Origin of the sequence: Arcicella aquatica (assembly GCF_034928825.1) — a bacterium.
Lineage (GTDB): Bacteria > Bacteroidota > Bacteroidia > Cytophagales > Spirosomataceae > Arcicella > Arcicella aquatica.
Genome location: NZ_JAYFUL010000008.1, coordinates 130,844 through 148,035, shown reverse-complemented (window position 1 = coordinate 148,035; position 17,192 = coordinate 130,844). Strand labels below are relative to the sequence as shown.

The 17,192-nt window shown below is 33.9% G+C and carries 20 protein-coding genes; 6 read left to right on the top strand and 14 right to left on the bottom strand.

The genetic code is table 11. The features are described from left to right. The first annotated feature begins 164 nt into the window (after window positions 1–164). Together VB264_RS07525 and VB264_RS07520 are read left to right on the top strand one after the other, a co-directional pair. Window positions 165–1,499, top strand: a complete 1,335-nt coding sequence (locus VB264_RS07525) for a Gfo/Idh/MocA family protein (protein WP_323248124.1) — start codon at window positions 165–167, stop codon at window positions 1,497–1,499. Between the two features lie 328 nt (window positions 1,500–1,827). After that, entirely contained in the window at window positions 1,828–3,291 is a 1,464-nt protein-coding gene (locus VB264_RS07520; RefSeq protein ID WP_323248123.1) for a PAS domain S-box protein, read from the top strand. A gap of 199 nt (window positions 3,292–3,490) precedes the next feature. On the opposite strand, the gene VB264_RS07515 is transcribed toward VB264_RS07520, so the two are convergent. From VB264_RS07515 to nudK, 11 genes are all read right to left on the bottom strand, one after another. Then, window positions 3,491–3,826 (bottom strand): hypothetical protein, encoded by a 336-nt coding sequence (locus tag VB264_RS07515; RefSeq protein ID WP_323248122.1) that lies wholly within the window; start codon window positions 3,824–3,826, stop codon window positions 3,491–3,493. A gap of 359 nt (window positions 3,827–4,185) precedes the next feature. Further along, window positions 4,186–4,728, bottom strand: a complete 543-nt coding sequence (locus VB264_RS07510; RefSeq protein WP_323248121.1) for a dihydrofolate reductase family protein — start codon at window positions 4,726–4,728, stop codon at window positions 4,186–4,188. A gap of 73 nt (window positions 4,729–4,801) precedes the next feature. Then, window positions 4,802–5,563: an NADAR family protein gene (locus VB264_RS07505; protein WP_323248120.1), complete on the bottom strand. Its 762-nt coding sequence runs from the start codon at window positions 5,561–5,563 to the stop codon at window positions 4,802–4,804. Between the two features lie 70 nt (window positions 5,564–5,633). Then, the gene (locus tag VB264_RS07500) at window positions 5,634–5,981 is read right to left on the bottom strand and encodes a hypothetical protein (RefSeq protein ID WP_323248119.1); all 348 of its coding nucleotides are present in this window, start codon (window positions 5,979–5,981) and stop codon (window positions 5,634–5,636) included. Window positions 5,982–6,069: 88 nt separating this feature from the next. Continuing rightward, window positions 6,070–6,558, bottom strand: a complete 489-nt coding sequence (locus VB264_RS07495) for a hypothetical protein (protein WP_323248117.1) — start codon at window positions 6,556–6,558, stop codon at window positions 6,070–6,072. Between the two features lie 282 nt (window positions 6,559–6,840). Further along, window positions 6,841–7,248, bottom strand: a complete 408-nt coding sequence (locus VB264_RS07490; protein ID WP_323248115.1) for a ribosomal maturation YjgA family protein — start codon at window positions 7,246–7,248, stop codon at window positions 6,841–6,843. Between the two features lie 73 nt (window positions 7,249–7,321). Continuing rightward, window positions 7,322–8,230 carry an alpha/beta fold hydrolase gene (locus VB264_RS07485; protein WP_323248113.1) on the bottom strand — a complete coding sequence of 303 codons (909 nt, stop codon included), beginning with the start codon at window positions 8,228–8,230 and terminating at the stop codon, window positions 7,322–7,324. A gap of 715 nt (window positions 8,231–8,945) precedes the next feature. Further along, entirely contained in the window at window positions 8,946–9,503 is a 558-nt protein-coding gene (locus VB264_RS07480) for an REP-associated tyrosine transposase (RefSeq protein WP_323248111.1), read from the bottom strand. A 130-nt stretch (window positions 9,504–9,633) separates the two neighbouring features. Beyond that, window positions 9,634–10,152: a hypothetical protein gene (locus tag VB264_RS07475; RefSeq protein ID WP_323248110.1), complete on the bottom strand. Its 519-nt coding sequence runs from the start codon at window positions 10,150–10,152 to the stop codon at window positions 9,634–9,636. Between the two features lie 207 nt (window positions 10,153–10,359). After that, window positions 10,360–10,734, bottom strand: coding sequence for a DUF4406 domain-containing protein (locus VB264_RS07470; RefSeq protein ID WP_323248108.1), 375 nt, complete (start codon window positions 10,732–10,734; stop codon window positions 10,360–10,362). Continuing rightward, window positions 10,734–11,312, bottom strand: coding sequence for a GDP-mannose pyrophosphatase NudK (nudK, locus tag VB264_RS07465; RefSeq protein ID WP_323248106.1), 579 nt, complete (start codon window positions 11,310–11,312; stop codon window positions 10,734–10,736). The genes VB264_RS07470 and nudK overlap by 1 nt, the downstream gene beginning before the upstream one ends. 56 nt (window positions 11,313–11,368) lie before the next feature. Between nudK and VB264_RS07460 the strand changes: the two genes are divergently transcribed. From VB264_RS07460 to VB264_RS07445, 4 genes are all read left to right on the top strand, one after another. After that, on the top strand, window positions 11,369–12,115 hold the full coding sequence (locus tag VB264_RS07460; RefSeq protein WP_323248104.1) for a DeoR/GlpR family DNA-binding transcription regulator: 747 nt from the start codon (window positions 11,369–11,371) through the stop codon (window positions 12,113–12,115). Window positions 12,116–12,286: 171 nt separating this feature from the next. Beyond that, a complete protein-coding gene (locus VB264_RS07455; RefSeq protein ID WP_323248102.1) occupies window positions 12,287–12,895 on the top strand; it encodes an IMPACT family protein in 609 nt (202 codons plus the stop codon). A 130-nt stretch (window positions 12,896–13,025) separates the two neighbouring features. After that, complete coding sequence (locus VB264_RS07450) at window positions 13,026–13,907, top strand: DUF1684 domain-containing protein (RefSeq protein ID WP_323248100.1); 882 nt, start codon at window positions 13,026–13,028, stop codon at window positions 13,905–13,907. A gap of 111 nt (window positions 13,908–14,018) precedes the next feature. Beyond that, window positions 14,019–14,363, top strand: coding sequence for an RNA recognition motif domain-containing protein (locus VB264_RS07445; RefSeq protein WP_323248098.1), 345 nt, complete (start codon window positions 14,019–14,021; stop codon window positions 14,361–14,363). 343 nt (window positions 14,364–14,706) lie between these two features. Here VB264_RS07445 and VB264_RS07440 read toward each other — a convergent pair whose 3' ends face one another. The 3 genes from VB264_RS07440 to VB264_RS07430 form a co-directional block, all read right to left on the bottom strand. Then, window positions 14,707–15,186 carry a type II toxin-antitoxin system VapC family toxin gene (locus VB264_RS07440; RefSeq protein WP_323248096.1) on the bottom strand — a complete coding sequence of 160 codons (480 nt, stop codon included), beginning with the start codon at window positions 15,184–15,186 and terminating at the stop codon, window positions 14,707–14,709. After that, entirely contained in the window at window positions 15,183–15,383 is a 201-nt protein-coding gene (locus VB264_RS07435) for a hypothetical protein (RefSeq protein WP_323248095.1), read from the bottom strand. Before VB264_RS07435 ends, VB264_RS07440 begins: the two co-directional genes overlap by 4 nt. Before the next feature lie 93 nt (window positions 15,384–15,476). After that, window positions 15,477–16,850, bottom strand: a complete 1,374-nt coding sequence (locus tag VB264_RS07430) for a nicotinate phosphoribosyltransferase (protein ID WP_323248093.1) — start codon at window positions 16,848–16,850, stop codon at window positions 15,477–15,479. Window positions 16,851–17,192: the final 342 nt, after the last annotated feature.

Sequence of the window (17,192 nt, the reverse complement as noted above, 5' to 3'; positions counted from 1 at the left end):
TTGGTGATTAGTGTTTTTTTTTGACTAATGATTGGTAAATAGTGATTAGAATTTTAAGTCTTATAAAATCTAATCCCTATTAACTAATTACTAATCACTCATTGAACTTCAAATCACTATTTACCAATCACTAATCACCAATTACTTAATAAAACAAATAAACTATGGAAAGAAGAGAATTTATCCAAAAAACAACCTTTGCTTCCTTGGGAGCATTAACATTTAGTGCAAAATCATACGCTAAAATTATCGGTGCAAACGACCGTGTAAGAGTAGGTTGTGTAGGTTTTTCTGACCGTCACAGAGCTTCTCATGTAGGACCTTTCAAGGCTTTACAAAAAGAAATGAACTTTGAAATGACGGCTCTTTCTGATTTGTGGAACCGTCGTAGAGAAGAAGGTAAGGCTTTCTTAGATAAACAATTGGGTAGCGACGTAAAGGTATTCAGAAACAATGAAGAGCTTTATGATTCTAAAATGGTGGATGCAGTATTTATCTCAACTGCCGATTTTCAACATGCTTTGCACACGGTAGAAGCTGTAAAAGCTGGTTGTGATACTTATACCGAAAAACCATTGGCTGAAACCATGGAAGATGCACGTGCGGTATTAAAAGCAGTGAAATCGTCTAAGCAAATTGTTCAGATTGGTTCCCAACGTAGAAGTGGTGAAAACTACTTTGCCGCTGAAGATTTTATCAAATCAGGTAAATTTGGCCCGATTGTGATGGTAGAATTGATGTGGAATGTAAACCAACCAGAACGTTGGAGAAGACCAGAATTAGTTAAAAACTTAAAAGAAACAGATGTAGATTGGAAACGTTATTTAATGAACCGTCCTTTCGAAGCATTTGACCCACGTAAATATTTAGAGTACCGTTTATTCTGGCCATATTCTTCTGGAATTCCAGGACAATGGATGAGTCACCAAATTGATACAGTACACTGGTTTACAGGTTTACCACACCCAAGAAGTGTAGTAGCCAACGGTGGTATCTATCAGTGGAAAGATGGTCGTTCGAATGCAGATACGCTAACAGTAGTATTTGATTACGGCCCATTAGATGACCCTAAATCAGGCTTCCAAGTACAGTTTACTTCACGTTTCTCTAACTCAGCAGGTGAGACGAAAGAATTATATTACTCAAACGGTGGTATGATTAACTTGGATACTAACGAAATTTCATCAACAGGAGGCTTAACAGAAGGTCATGCCAAAACAATGGGCTTGAAAGCTAACCTATTGGCACCAATGAAGCTTGAAGGACAAAAAGTAGCTTCAGATGCAAACACTGGTGGCGACCCGTTGACGTTTGCCCACATTAAAAACTGGATGGAATGTGTACGTTCACGTAAGCAAAGCCATGCACCAATTGAAGCAGGGTATTCACACTCAATCGCAACAATCATGTCGAACGCTGCTTACAGAACAGGCTTGAAAGTTACTTTTGATGAGAAAACACAAGAAGTATTAGCAGGAGGAAAAGTATTCAAATACTAGTCGATAATACATCATTAATAAAACAAAAATTGCCCATCAAGCCTTTGGTTTTGGTGGGCAATTTTTGTTGATTAGTCGTTAGATTAAATTAATCAGCGATTAAGTAAAATTACCCAATTGTGTTATATTATATTATAAATTGTACGTTATTTTAACAATATATGCCCACTTCTAAATTACAGCGGGTATAATTAGATTTCAATTTTAAAGAAGGTGTCATTCAGACATTACCTTGTTATTAGTTATGACAATGAAAGAGCCTTGAATTATTTTGGTCGAATATTTGCTCATAATTTGTTATAAAACCACATAAAAACATCATTATGTTATGAATGAGTATGAATTAAATAGATTACAAGAAGTAAATGCGTACTTACAACTTGATTTTGACGCCATACCAGAACTTCAACAAATTACAGATTTAGCTTCGCGATTATGCGAAATACCTATTTCGCTTATCACCCTACTTGGGGAGAATGTTAACTGGATAAAAGTATCATCAGGGGTAAATGAAAGACAAGCACCTCGCGAAACGTCGTTTTGTCAGTATGCCATACAGCAAGATGAGATACTAATTATCAATGATGCCACCAAGGATAATCGATTTGATGGTAATCCATTAGTCCATACTGCACCCAATTTGTGCTTTTATGCAGGTGCTCCTTTGGTCATGAGTAGTGGTCACAAGCTAGGGACTTTATGTTTATTTGACGTAAGGCCTAACGATTTGACAGAATTGCAACGATTGACGCTAGAAGTGCTGTCGAAGCAGGTAGTTTGTTTATTGGAATTAAAGCTGAGTCAAAAGAGACTGCTACAAAAAAATCAGGAGATAGAAGAAAAGAATATCTCTATGAGACAAATTGCCCAATTACAATCTCATGAAGTTCGCCATCCGCTTACATCAATTATGGGGTTGGTTAATTTAATTAAAGACGGTTTGTATGAAGTAGATGAAGAATGGATAAAGATGATGCTGGATGCAACCAGTATTTTGGATAATAAAATCCATTCGATAGTGAATGAATCAATGGGCAATAAGGATTTCAAAATCATGCAATTAAACAAAGCCATTGAAGAGATTGAAGATTACGCCATTCTGCTATTAGATGTAAAAGGAAATATTGAAAACTGGAATATAGGAGCTCAAAAAATTAAAGGCTATACGTCCGCCGAGATTGTTGGCAAAAACTTTAGGAACTTTTACTCGGCGACTGATAGGGAAAATAAACTACCGGAAACATTATTAGCAGAGGCACGACTTAACAAAGTGGCTAGAAATGCAGGTTGGCGGATAAAAAAAGATGGTTCGCAATTTTGGGCAAGCGTCATTATCACCAGTATTCACAATGAGATTGGCGACGTGATAGGATATATTAAAATAACCCGCGACCTAACGGATATTAGAGAGGTACAAAACTCGCTCAATATATCAGAAGAACGAAATAGAAGAATGATTGATGAAATAGAAGACTATGCAATTATATTATTAGATGATAAAGGAATTATTGAAAGATGGAATAAAGGTGCACAGCGTATAAAAGGATATACTGCCCAAGAAATAATAGGTAAAAGTTTTAATGTTTTTTATAGTGAAGAAGATATTAAAAAGGGATTTCCTAATTCATTCCTTGAGCAATCTAGAAAACATGGTAGAGCTTATCATGAAGGGTGGAGGCTTAGAAAAGATAAGACAAACTTCTGGAGTTCTGTAGTACTGACGGCGATACACAATAATGAGAACGAAGTGATAGGGTATGTAAAAGTAACGAAGGATTTGAAAGATAAATAGAGGATAATGTTCTCTGAAGAACATCATATCATTGGTAGTCGCTTCAGTAGCAATTCAGTTAAGCTTCAATTTTTATCCTTAGTGAGCAAAGTCCCTCCCTAAGGATAAAAATTGAAATAGGGTTTTGTGATCATTTTACCCCAAATGTAGCTAAGGCAATAGCAGTCGCCGATATTTAGCCGCTATGAAACTATTTGAATTAAAATATTTCTTTAGAAACAATTTGTGAATCATTACCTAACTGTTTGTTATTAGCGATAAACAAATTGTAAAGGTTCATTGAAAAGCTTAGAATATGAGGAGCAAATATCAATAATTGTTCTTGTTCAGATTGTTCTTCATTTTCGCCCAAAGACACTCGCAATATCTCCCCAAGGCAAATCGGAATCATGATAAGAACCAACACATTAAAGACAATCAACAAAATGTTCACTGTAAATGTACTAACTCTAGGAGAAAGTATTTTATTTATTTTTTGCATGAAAAAATAAATAGACACTGCAAGTACACTATGGATTAATAATATTGTATTCATGTTCGCTGATTGTTTTGTTATATTAATTTAAAAGTTAAAAACTTCTTTTAATTTGAGATACGTAATTATTGGGGAAAAGGTTGTTTGTGAATTTAATTTTTTTTAATAAATCTTTTTTGAGATGGCAAGTGGAGTATCTTAATGCAGTGGTATTTGGAAGTGTTGTCGAATGACATTTCAAACATAATCTTAATTCAAAATATTTCCAAGTGATAGAGGGGTATATTTATTAAACGGTATTTTTACTAAAGGGAAAACCTTAAAATTACACTTATTGCATAACTGATATTATATTCTTTATTTTCAAGCTAACTTATTTGTAATACCATGAGAAAGCCTTCTTTAATGTCTAAAGAGTTTCAATGTTTTTTCCTAATAAAGTGTGTTTGAATTAAATTGCCCAAAAAGATTTGAGAAGATTGTACGTCAAAAGATAAGGGTTGAGGTAAGTCACCAAAAAGGGGGAAACCTCCACCAAGTAAGATAGGAAAAGTTGTAATAATCATTTCATCTATCAAATCTTCTTTTAGGAATTGCTGAATAGTTTTTCCGCCATCTATATATAATCGAGTATATCCTTTTTGGTGTATCTGCGAAAGAATATCTGTCAATGTTCCTTTTACGAGAAATGCTTTCTGATGATGGCTTTCAGGAATTTTAGCAATGGTATTACTCAATACAAAAACAGGTTTGTTATAAGGCCATTCACAATCAAAACCGCAAACAGTCTCAAAGGTTACTCTACCCATTACGAGGGCATCAATACGGTTGAAAAAAGCATAATAACCCATATCATCACCATCAGGATTGGCTATGGAATCTAGCCAAGCAATACCACCATTTTTGTCGGCAATGTATCCATCAAGACTTTGAGCAATATATACAGCGTTTTGTGTGTTCATGGAGTTGAAATATTAAAGTCGTTGTTTGAAAATTAGCTATTAAATAAATCTTTCCTATTAACATTTACACTAATTAAAGATAAAAGTTTGTCCAATCGTAAGGGGAGGGATTAGTTAATTTGTAAATAGTTTTATCTCTTTCGTTCAGCCCTAAATAATACTTACTAAATTGAAATAAGTATTCCTCTCCAAGCCCCATTCGCCAAAAACAATCTTTGTCATTAATATTAGGAAATTTTATCCAAGGTGCTTGCATAGCATTTTCAAGAGGTTTGAAATGCCCAAATTCTTTTAAAAAGTCTCTTGTCTCCATCAATACAAAACCAAGTAGATTTTGACCACGCCAAGTATAAATATTTTCAATGTCATTGTTATCTTGCGATAATCCAACTCCCCATATTGTATCGACTGGACTCGCTTCTACTAAAATTCTACTTCCTGTTTGCAACAAAAAATCAGTGATAAGAGGATGCTGATTAAACTTATGAATATTTCCAAGTTTTACAATATCGAATTTTTTATCATTCCAAATTTGTTCGTCATATCCCATTACTTGTCTCCCCAGCTCTTTAGCTTCTCCTGGTTTGTCGCAAAGAATTATTTTATCAAAATTGTTTTTATCACCAAACAGCAATGCTTTATGAGCCATCATCCAATGTTCTGATGTTTTATAAGTAACATCGTTAACGGTGAAAGGGCAGCGAAACCATTGACTAAAACAGAATTTTCCAACAGTCTCATTGTATTTATTAGTATGTCCCCAGAAGTATATAAATTTCAAAATGTCACCATTTTCAAATTTATCAGTTAACCAATTGATGTTGTAGCGAATCATTGTGTTGTGCTTAATGTAGATTCATTTAAAGATAGTATGACTGATAGATATCATTTATTTTCAAAGTTGCTTACGAATCATGCCAGTCGTGCAGACAATACCTACATTGCTTTGCTTTAGGTGTTCGTGCGAGTAAACCACAATTGGGACATCTATTAAAAAATATTTTACCTTCATGTGCTGATAATATCTTTTTTGCAGTATTTTCTTCAAAGTTATCATAGCCATCTTTTAATAAATCTAATACATCCTTGTATTCAGTAAGCCACCCATATTTTTGGTACATTTCAGCTATTGTTGAATTTTTGTTTTCTTCAAGTTTTATGTTAGAACTGTAATGTTGCCAAGCAAGTTTTTCTTTGTCTTTTAAAAGGTGGAAATAATGGTCTATAATATATTTAACTGTTTGTTTGTCCATGATGAGTGTTAATATAAATATGTTGTTTTGTGTTTTCTAGCATTAGAGGTAGGGCAGTAGTAATAAATTTGATTGTTTTATTCAAAGCTTAAAGGTTTAAAACCGCTTGTAGATTATAATGATCTAAAACAACTTTCTGGATTCTTTTATGAATCCACCATGCACCTATCGGTAGAATAAATACCATAAGAAAAGTCATAATTGATTTAATATTTACTTTCTTATTTTGTTCCAATCTTAATAAATAAATTGTTAATATAACAGCTAAATAAATGTAGCATATCAAATTAAAATAACCAAAAAGAACTAGGTTAAACCCAATTCCCCTACGTAAGCTTGAAGTAATCACTAACCATATTAATGCAAAATTATATGATAGCTTAATTTTAATATTTTTGTCTGAAATAGAAGATAAATGTTTAAATGCGAAATAGAACCAACTTAAAAGAAACATTGTCCAAATCCAAAATGCCAATCCACTATTTTTAAATTGTTTGGGTAAAATCATGTCAGTCCATACCGTGAAAAATAGAAGAAAAACTACTGTTTTATTGCTGATTTGTAAAAAGAATTTCATTTATCAAATTGTTTAGTTTTACACATAGAAGAGATATTGCATGTGCAAGTAAATAAAAAATACGAAGGATTAAAATGTTTATAGACAGACAAGAAGCTTCCTTAAAATTGTTTGATTCCCAAGGAGTCGTATTTTGAGTAGGAATTATTTGGCGTAATCGCTATTAAGTTTGTTTTGTAGTCTGAGACTACAATTTATTTATTGTTCAAAGCTCTAAGGCTTGGAACAGCGAGGGGCTAATGATGTCAAAAATCATTAGCCATTATGAAGATGCTTAAAAAATCACCTAAGTGTTTGGCTCTTTCTCGCATTAATTGTGGAGAACCTCTTCTCCACATAAATCACAAAAGCAATTCCAAGCGTATAGGCAATTAAGTCAATCCATTCAAACGAAGTTCCTATAACAGTTCTGGCAAATTTTGAATGTCCTAAACCCATTTTGGTGACAATATCAAAGTATTGCAAAATCTCTAGGGTAAAAGAAAAAACTAAAACTGCTATGGCTGTTTTAAAAACAGGAGTATCCAGAAAGGACTTTACAAAACAATAAATTAGTATGACAACTAAAAAGTCGCCAAAATAAGGGCGAATGAATTGATCATGAGCAAACATGGCAATAAGCACTTCTACTATAAATAACAAAGATGCTACGATAAAATAATTCCAATTGAATTTCAGGATACTGCTCATAGGTAAGGTTTTGACGGTTTATAACTTGGCGAAGTATAGCTAGAGTTTGCCAGTCAATACTTAAACATTATTTTTAGCGATAGTTTTTTATTTTTTCTCCTATATAATTTATTGCTTTATTATAGGTTTCTATTCCGTGTCCAACATTTTCAAATACGATATATTCTTTTAAGTTACGAATATGTTTTTGAGCATTTTCAATTGATTTTTCAAAAGGGAATAATAAATCCTTATTTCCTTCAAGTAAATATGTTTCAACACTAACTTCTGCTAATTGTTTATCCATATAATAAGGTTTCTGGGTATTATCCTTGTATCGACTTATTGCAAAAACCTCATAATCTACTAACATTTTTTCAGATTGTTGAGATAATTTATGATTTGGTTTAGCAAAAACGGCTTTGTCTAAAAACTTTAAAACATTTGCTGGTATAGGCCTTAAAATTGGTAAAATATTGAAATACAGATTTTTTAAAGTCAGTGAAAAAGGTTGAAGACAGCCCGGATTAAGTAAAAAAACAGCTTTAATCATTTCAGGTTTTACAATAGCAAGTTTCATACAAATTAACCCTCCAAATGAAGCACCTGCGATAAACGCTTTTTCTATTTTCAACTTTTCTAAAACTTCGGCAGCCCATATCCCATATCCTAATGATTTAATATCAGGAGTATCTCCATCACTTAAATTTGGTAACCCATTTGTTTCAACTAGATAGATTCTTATTTTAAGGTTTAAATTATCTAAACCTTTGTCAAAATCCCAAATTAATGAAGTAGTTCTGGCTCCGGGAAAGATAACAAGGGTTTCGATATGTTCTTCTTTAGTGTTTAAACCATAAACTTGAGTTTTACCAATACTAGTTTTAACTTCAAATTTTTCATAAACTCTTTGGTTATTTACTTCTAATTCTTTAACCCAATTTTCAAAGTAATCTTTATCTTTTTGTTCATCTTTGAAAGATGATTTTGCTTTTATTTTCATTAAATTTTTTAAGGCAAAATTACCGCTAACTCACTAATATGCCAAAGCCTTGTCGTACTTTATAATATTAATTATTTTAAACTTCTGAATACGAATCCAGCGTCAAGCGAAGCGTCACTTGTACCCATAACCGTTTCAGTTTTAAACTAAAACAACATGTTTTCGATGCCCAAAAATAGTTCTTTCCTTTTAGCCTCAGTTACAAATTGAGGTGATTTTTGGTACAAGTGATGGTTTGGTTGAGAATTGCACTAGTGGGGGATAAAATATGTTCCTCTTGGATTATTTATTTTATAGACATAACCTATATTATATTGCTTTACTTGCTTGTAGTCTGAGACTGCATTTTATTTTTTGTTCCAAGTTGTTAAACTTGGAACAGCGAGGGATTTATTTGTATTTTTTCAGTCTGAGACTGCATTTTATTTATTGTTCTAAGTTTAGGAATTTGGAACCAATAGGGAATTTTTCATCTTTCAATTAACGACAATATGTATTTTTTGTAATCATCTGTTCCCCATACTAAATTTGGTTTATCAACATCTAAAATACTACATAAGATTTTTTCGAGTTCCCATGTCTTATTACTCCAAAAATCCTTGTCAAATAACACATTAATGTCATTAGTTTTCATTGCATCTACAACTGTGCTGTTCCAAGTCTAGAGACTTGGAACGCTCAATAAAAAGCAGTCTCTGACTGCGAAACACGTGTTTCAAACAAAATCAATCTCTAATAATCCTTTTCTATTAGTCATATAGTCTTTTGCAGATGAAAGTAAATACTCCCACGGTTCTTCTACTAAGCCAGCTTTTACAGGATTGTTATGAATATACTCTAATTTGCTTTCCATAAATTTTGTTGAAAAAATCTCTTCAGGATGATTGTCTTGTCTCCAGAATTGGAAATATGTATTGTTTGGATTACGCTCCCCCGCACTTTTAAATAACCATAACATCCAGCCTTTTCTGCTTTCTATTTCTCGTTCATCTTGAATGGCTTCTAAGATTTTATTGGAAGTGAATTTTTTAAGGTCTCGTAAAATATCGGATAAAGTAGGTTGTGGACGTAGTGTTGAAGCAATCAAATGAACATGGTTAGACATGATACACCAAGCATGAACCCGTAAGCCTTTTTCTTTTTGGCAATACTTTATACTTTCTAAAACAATATCAACATAACGTTTTCTGGTAAAAGCATCAACCCATTGAACAGTGGCAAAGGTGATAAAATATGTTCCTCTAGGATTATTTATTTTATAGGCAAAACCCATTATTGTATTGTTTTGTAGAACTGTATTTTATTTTGCTTGCAGTCTGAGACTGCATTTTATCTTTTGTTCCAAGTTTTTAAACTTGGAACAGCGTGTAGTACAAATATCGAGCCTATATTCATCAGTAGCGTTAGCTGATATTTTTGTTTGTCTCTGCATGTTGCATTTCAAGTTTTAAAGCCTGTTTTTCTTTCCAACGATAATAAAGTCTCAGACCTAAATGATATAATTCCGTCCCACCCCAAATTAGTAGTCGGATTAAGTTGTAGAGAACAACAATTGAAATATAAACAAAAAAAAATGTCGCCATTACTGCCAAAACAACTAAAGCACCAGCACCTTTGTTTTTTCCACCGCCCCAACCACTTCTAAAAGTCAAGCCTGGAATTCCACTTTTTATTGAAAATCCCTTTGAGCCAATAGAGCCATATTTGGATCGATAACTACTTGAAAGTCCCGAACCGCTTATGTTCAGTCCCAAACCTTTGTTAGTTCCTATTCTTTTATGATAGCGAAAGCCCATTTTATTTAGGTTTTGTTGCTTAAATATAAATATAATCTGTAAAAAACTGATTTGGTTAATATTTTCAGTCTCTTGCCAACGAATTACGTTGTTCAAATTTTTGAAAGAAAGTTTACTTGCTGTCATACATTTACAGGTGTAAGTATTAAGCAAAGCTACTTTGCTGTTACAAGCTGCTAGTCTTAAAACGGTATATGAAAAGCAGTCTCAGACTACTCAATAACTTTCAAACCCCAATCTACCAATTCCCCAAGTTACATAAAAACATCCACCCCAATAATTACACTAAACTTATTATACGGTAAGTTTTCTTGGTAAAAGACAAATTTCGGTTTATTCAACCACCCCAATCTCCCTCACATCATAAAACACCATTTTCCCCTTAGCCAATCCAACATTCACCATTTCGTCTGCACCTGTGGATGTTCCTCCAATTCTTAATACTGCATCACAATGACTAATTAGCTTAATAGCAATAGGATGAAATATTTTATTAAATATGGCGTCGCCTACTTCTTTTGAACCTGCTGCTTCAATTAAGGGTAGGGCAAACCATTCGCCTAATACTGGAATATGTCCCATTCGGTACAATTCCAAGGCGATGTCGGTCATGGCTTTTACGTTGGCTTCTATCAAAGCTGGGTTGTCATTCGTACCTGAGCGATATGGCCCTGCTACTAGTATCATCATTGGTTGGTTATTTGGCATTACAGTATGTTTTTAAGTCTGATATATTGCAAAAGCATTATCGTCTTGGCATCTTTTATTTCACCAGTTGTTATCATGTTCAGAGCTTTTTCAAAAGATAACTCTAATACCTCAATGTTTTCGTGTTCGCCCTCTACACCGCCACCTTCGCTTACTTGCTGACTTTTGTCGTATTCGGCTACAAAGAAATAGAGTATCTCCGTCACCGAACCAGGCGACATATAGGCTTCATAAATCTTTTTTACCTCGGTAATTCTAAAGCCCGTTTCCTCTTCGGTTTCTCGTTTGATACAATCTTCTGCATTGTCTTCGTCCAACAAACCTGCACAAGCTTCAATCAACATCCCTGTCGGGTTTCCGTTATGATAGGTCGGCATTCTGAATTGTTCGGTCAATATCACCGTTTTGTTGGCTATGTTGTATAATAAAATCACTGCCCCATTACCACGGTCGTAGGCTTCTCTTGACTGTGTTATCCACGAACCGTCTTTTTGTTCAATATCAAAAGTTATTTTGCGTAATGTGTACCAATTGTCTGAAAGTACCTCGGTTTTCTTAATTTTGATGCTTGGAATCATTTTATGATTATATTTGATAATTATTGATTATTTTTGAACAAATTAATCATGTTTTTATGAGTTTTCAAAATAGAAAGCAGATAATTCTAAAAATTTTAGAAGAAAGGGGAGAGGCGGAGGTAAAAGATTTTGCCCAAGCTTTAGATATTTCAGAGATTACTATCCGTAGAGATTTGCAACAAATGGCTACCGATGGCTTGTTGTTTCGTACACATGGCGGAGCAATGAAGCTTGCTTTGGCACAAATGCCTTTTACTTTTGCCAACAAAACAGCGGTAAATGCCAAGGAGAAAGATAAGATTTGCCAGCTAGCCGCACAGCAGATTAAAGATGGTGATATTATTTTGATGGACTGTGGCAGTACTGTTTTTAGGATGTGCCAGTTTATTAAAAACAAGCGGATTAAAGTCATTACTAATTCGTTGCCTGTGGTCTATGAATTGATGGGTAGCCAAGTATCAATCAATCTGATTGGAGGAGAAATCGACCAAGAACGGCAAGCGGTGCACGGCAGAATTGCGGAAGAACATATTGCTCGCTATAAAGTTGATAAAGCCTTTTTAGGTGTTGATGGTATCTCACCAGAAAACGGACTAAGTGCCTTTGGAGAAGATGAGGCCAGCATTACTTTAGCGATGGCAAATGCTTCAGCCAAGAAATATTTTCTTTGTGATGCTTCAAAACTGGGAAAGGATAAGTACTTAACGTTCGCTCCGATTACTTTGGTGGATGTGTTGATTACGAATGCGAATATTGAAGATGTGGTAGTATACAGGGATAAGGGAATAGATGTTTTAATTTGAAAACTGGCTAATTTGAAAATTTGAAGATTTGGAAATTTGAAAATATTAGAATAGTCAATTTTGAATTTCAATCATCAAATCAAAAGCTTGAATCATTTTCAAATCTTCAAATTCTCAAATCAAGAAGTTTAATCATTTTCAAATCTTCAAATCACCAAATTTTCAAATTAATTGGAAGATACATACAAAACAATAAAAAGTCCCTCGGAAGGGCTTTTCAAGGATAAGGGCAGTAAGTTTTTGGCTTTTGCTTATCACATAGAACAAGAGGCTGAAGTAAAAGCCTTGATAGAACCACTCCGCAAAGAACATTTCAAGGCGGTGCATTTTTGCTATGCCTTTCGCTTGGGGTTAGATAAAACTAATTTCAGGGTAAACGATGATGGCGAGCCTTCGGGTTCGGCTGGTCGCCCGATATTGAATGTGCTTTTGTCTAAAGATATTACCAATATTCTGGTAGTAGTAGTCCGCTATTGGGGCGGTACATTATTGGGTGTTCCGGGGTTAATCAATGCTTATAAATCAGCTACAGAAGAAGCCCTTTTGGTAGCTGACGTAGTTGAGAAGACAGTTAATGAAGTCTACCAAGTGCAATTTGAATATATCCAAATGAACGATGTAATGAAGGTGGTGAAGGATTTTGATTTGAAAATCAAGAATCAAGTCTTTGATAACCAGTGTACAATAGAAATTGATTTCAGAAAATCGTTAGCCAACCAGATTCTAGGGAAATTAGAAAAGATAGATAACATTTCAGTAGAATATTTACGAACCGTGTGATTTTTAGTAGGATACAGCACTAAGCAATTGCGTTTTACAATTTTTCTATTAATTTTGATATTAAATCTATTTAAAAGATAGATTATATAGTGTTTATTGCTTAGAACCTTTATCAGTCAATCTAAATTCCATGAAAAAAAATAGTATAATCCTATCCGTGATATTGTTATCTGGACTCGTTTCTGCCTTTAGGCTTGATTCCCCTTATGAAAGTGAAATAAAAAGCTGGCAACAAAAACGCATTGAAGGCTTGAAAAGTGAGAATGGTTGGCTAAATCTGGCAGGCTTAATTTGGCTTGAGGAAGGTGAAAATACCATTGGTGGTGATGCTAAAAACAAAATAGTTTTTCCATCAGACCATAGCGATGCTAATTTGGGCAAAATTATTTTGAAAGACGGTAAAGTAACCTTTGAAGCTTATAATAATACTTCGGTTTATAATGGAGAACAACCTGTAAATCAAACAATTTTGTTTCCATACGAAGGCAGACCTGTAGTGCTTAAACACAAGTCTCTGCGTTGGTTTGTTATCAAAAGAGGTGAACAATATGCTATTCGTTTGCGCGACTTAGAAAGTCCGATTTTGAAAGAATTTAAAGGAATTAATACCTTTCCAATCAGTGAAAACTGGCGCATAAAAGCCAAATTTGTACCTACTCAAGGCAAAAAGTTGAAGATTACAGATATTACGGGACGTACCTATGAACAAGATTCACCAGGCAAATTAGTGTTTACTGTAGATGGTAAAGAGTATTCATTAGATGCAACTAGCTCGGGCAATGATTTGAGTTTGGTCTTTGGCGACTTAACCAACCAGCATGACAGCTATGGTGGAGGTAGATTTCTGGAAGTGCCTAAGCCAGATGCTGACGGATTCACCTATGTAGATTTCAATAAAGCTTATAACCCGCCATGTGCATTTACGCCTTACGCTACTTGTCCGTTGCCAACACCAGATAATAAATTGAAGGTGGCAATTTTAGCAGGCGAAAAACGATATGGTAATCACTAAGAGAATAAACATTTTTTGTTTACACAATGAAAAGCTAGCAAACGAATCTTCTAAATAGTATCCATAGTATGGTATATTGCTTACCTTTGTATTGAAATAAAATAATAAACAATGGATATTTATGTAGGAAGCATCCCTTTCAAGTGGAAGGATGCAAGACTGAAAGAGATTTTTGAAGTATATGGCGAAGTAACTTCTGCTAAAATTGTGATTGATAAAATTACGCGTCAGAACAAAGGTTTTGCTTTTGTGCAAATGCCAAACGATGCTGAAGCTCAATTAGCGATTGAATCATTGAATGGTGCTGAAATAGACGAAAGAAAAATTGTAGTGAACGAATCTATTCCAAACAATGCTGGAAGTTTAGATAAAGACAAAAAGAAAAAACCTTTTGTAAAACCTGAAAATAAGGAGTGGAAACCTTTTAGAGGGAATAATAAGGGGAGGAGAGATTAGGGTGATTTAGCTTTGAACTGTAAGCTGTAGGCAATATGCTTTAGGCTTATGATAATGGAAACATGAGTCATCCCGAATTTAAAAATCATAAAAAAGCGGTCGAAATTAGTTTTTCGACCGCTTTTTTATGATTGATGGGCAAGGAATTCCTACTGTTTGAGCGGAGCGAGTCGGTTCGCCGATGCGATTAGGAATTCTTGATTTTCTTTTGCGGTCCGCCGCGCGGTTACTTTTCTTTCATCAAGGAAAGAAAAGTAAGGACTAGACGATAATTAATTAGAAAACCTCACAAATTGTCTCCAAAACGCACAATTTTAGGAAAAATTCGGGATGACTCATGTTTTTAATAAATTAATCTAGCCTTGTCAGGTTTAATAACCTTTATATCGAAAGGAGTAAAATCACGAGTATTCAGAGTAAGTAAATGAGAGCAATTATGTGTACTTGCTAAAGTATATTGCATAGCATCTTCAATATCCTTTACTTCTTGGTTCTTTTTTATTTCGTTTACAGCTTTTGTAATTAATGTTCCATTCAATGGAACGATAGTATGATTTTTTTGAAGGTATTCTATTTCAGCAACCTGAATTGATTTTGGTACTTTCGTTTTATCCATCAAAGAGATAACTTTCATTAATGCAAAATCGGCTATAATTGTTTTGATGTATCTTCTGTTACGAATAATAGTTATGGCATTATTACAATCTCTTCTATTGTTTAATTCTTTCTTTGAAGTTGACAATCCGAATTGAGCGTATCGATGTAGAAAATCATTAAAAAGAATATTGGTGTCGATAATTACTTTAGTTTTGAAAACCTTCATTTGCTTAATAAGAAATTTCTAAATTTTTTCTTTTGGTCTTCTTTTAACAAATCTTTATTAGCCCTGATGAATTGAGTAACTGCGTTATCAATAACGTCGTCATACGTTAAGTTAGATTCTTTCAGTAAAATCTCAAATAGCTCTTTTTTAGTAGGCTCAAGTTTAGCCTTTATATTGATAGTTTTTTCAGCTGTCATTTTTATAAATATCTATTGTTCAATACCTAAACAAATATAATCAACTAAATATTATCTAGTTAGTGTTAATTGTACTAATTGTTTAAAACAATACTACTTACTATTCCCCTTCACCTCCGCAAAACTAATTTCTTTCAAAATCTCTCCATTTTCAAAAACAGTTTCTAAAATATCCTCACCGCTTTCTTCTTGTTTTTTGGTGTGGTAAGTACCGTTTTCAAATACTAATTTCAATCTGCCTTTTTTGCTTAATTTACCGTGGTCGGTGATAGGGTCTTTAAAAACCTCTTGTTCTGTGCCATTGATAGTAGCAGAACTACATTTAAAAGCAAATTTTTGAGTATCACGATTTACCTTTTGTAGCAAAGCTCCGCCCATCCCAAAAGCCACATTGTCGGCACTCCAACCATGATTTTTTAAATGTGCTAAAATCTCTCCAATACTTTCATAATTTACCCCATCGCCCTGTATTATTCTGATGTTTGGATGCAATACTTTATATCCCTTTGAATTAAGGCTAAAACCAATTTTCTCACCTAAAATCTCCGCTACTTTCAGTACTATCTCTTTCGGTTCACCACTATCAGGACGAACTACTAAAGTACCTTTTCTAGCTAGAATGTCATCTTTTAGTACTTCTCCCCATAATTTTTCACAGGCATGATATATATCATAACTATCACTTACTACCGCCACCAAGCCTTCTGGATATTGTTCTAACATGTTTCGATAGGCATCTACTTCTTGGTCTTTTCCCCAACTAGTTATTGTACTATGTTCTGCCGCTGGAATACTGAATCCAAACATATCGTCTTCGTTTCCATAATAAGCTTGGATAAAAGTCAATGCTGTAACAGTATCAGTTCCCATAAAATTTATCAAATGGGCTGCTCCGCCGATACTTGCACTATCTACACTGCTTACGCCCCTAAAGCCAAAATCATGTAATTTAAAATCAATCGTAGTAGGGTCGCCTGTTTCTTCAAGGTATGTCGTTATTACTTTTTTTACTTCTCTACTGATGGTAGCTACGGTGCTTGGATACCATAATTGAAGCAAAAGCGTTTCTAAGAAATTAGTCAACCAAAAGCAATTTGGGTCGGTGTTTTCTACCGTCATCATTACGTTGTGGGTCGGGATAACCTTTCCTTCGGGTACGGCTTTTATCCTGATGGGTAAGCGTCCACCATGATTGTGCAAAATATATTCCCAACCCGCTTTGTTGAATAAAGAAGCATTCCCAAAATGCGCTTCGTACAATTTGGCAGCACGGTCTATTTTATGTTGAGTAACAACTTGTCCTGCTAAATATTCTTTTAATAAATACTGTAAACCGAAAAAAGTAATTTCCTCAAATTTACCTCCACGGCTTTCAAAGTAGCTATAAATTTGAGTGGTGCCTTCGGGATATTGTTTGTAATGACTTACTTTGTAACTATCGGTTAATAAAATAATATTGTTTTCCATCATAAAATCGTGAATGCTTAAATATCATGCAATATGTTAAAATATTACGAAATCTATTCTTCTCAAATGAATATCTTGTAAATTGCAACATAAATATCCTTTATCAGTTGGTAAATATCTCAAATATTTAAAAAAGTAGATTTATTATCTAATCAAGAGTATGTTTAAATAATAAAAGTATCTGGAATTGAGTGGTTTATAATTTTAGTGTGTAAACCTTTTCGAAATTCCGCTGTTTGAGCGAAGCGAGTTTCGGAATTTCTTGAATTTCTTTTGTTACTTTTCTTGTTTCAAGACAAGAAAAGTAAGCTAATGAGAATAGGTTTTATTATTTATAATCAA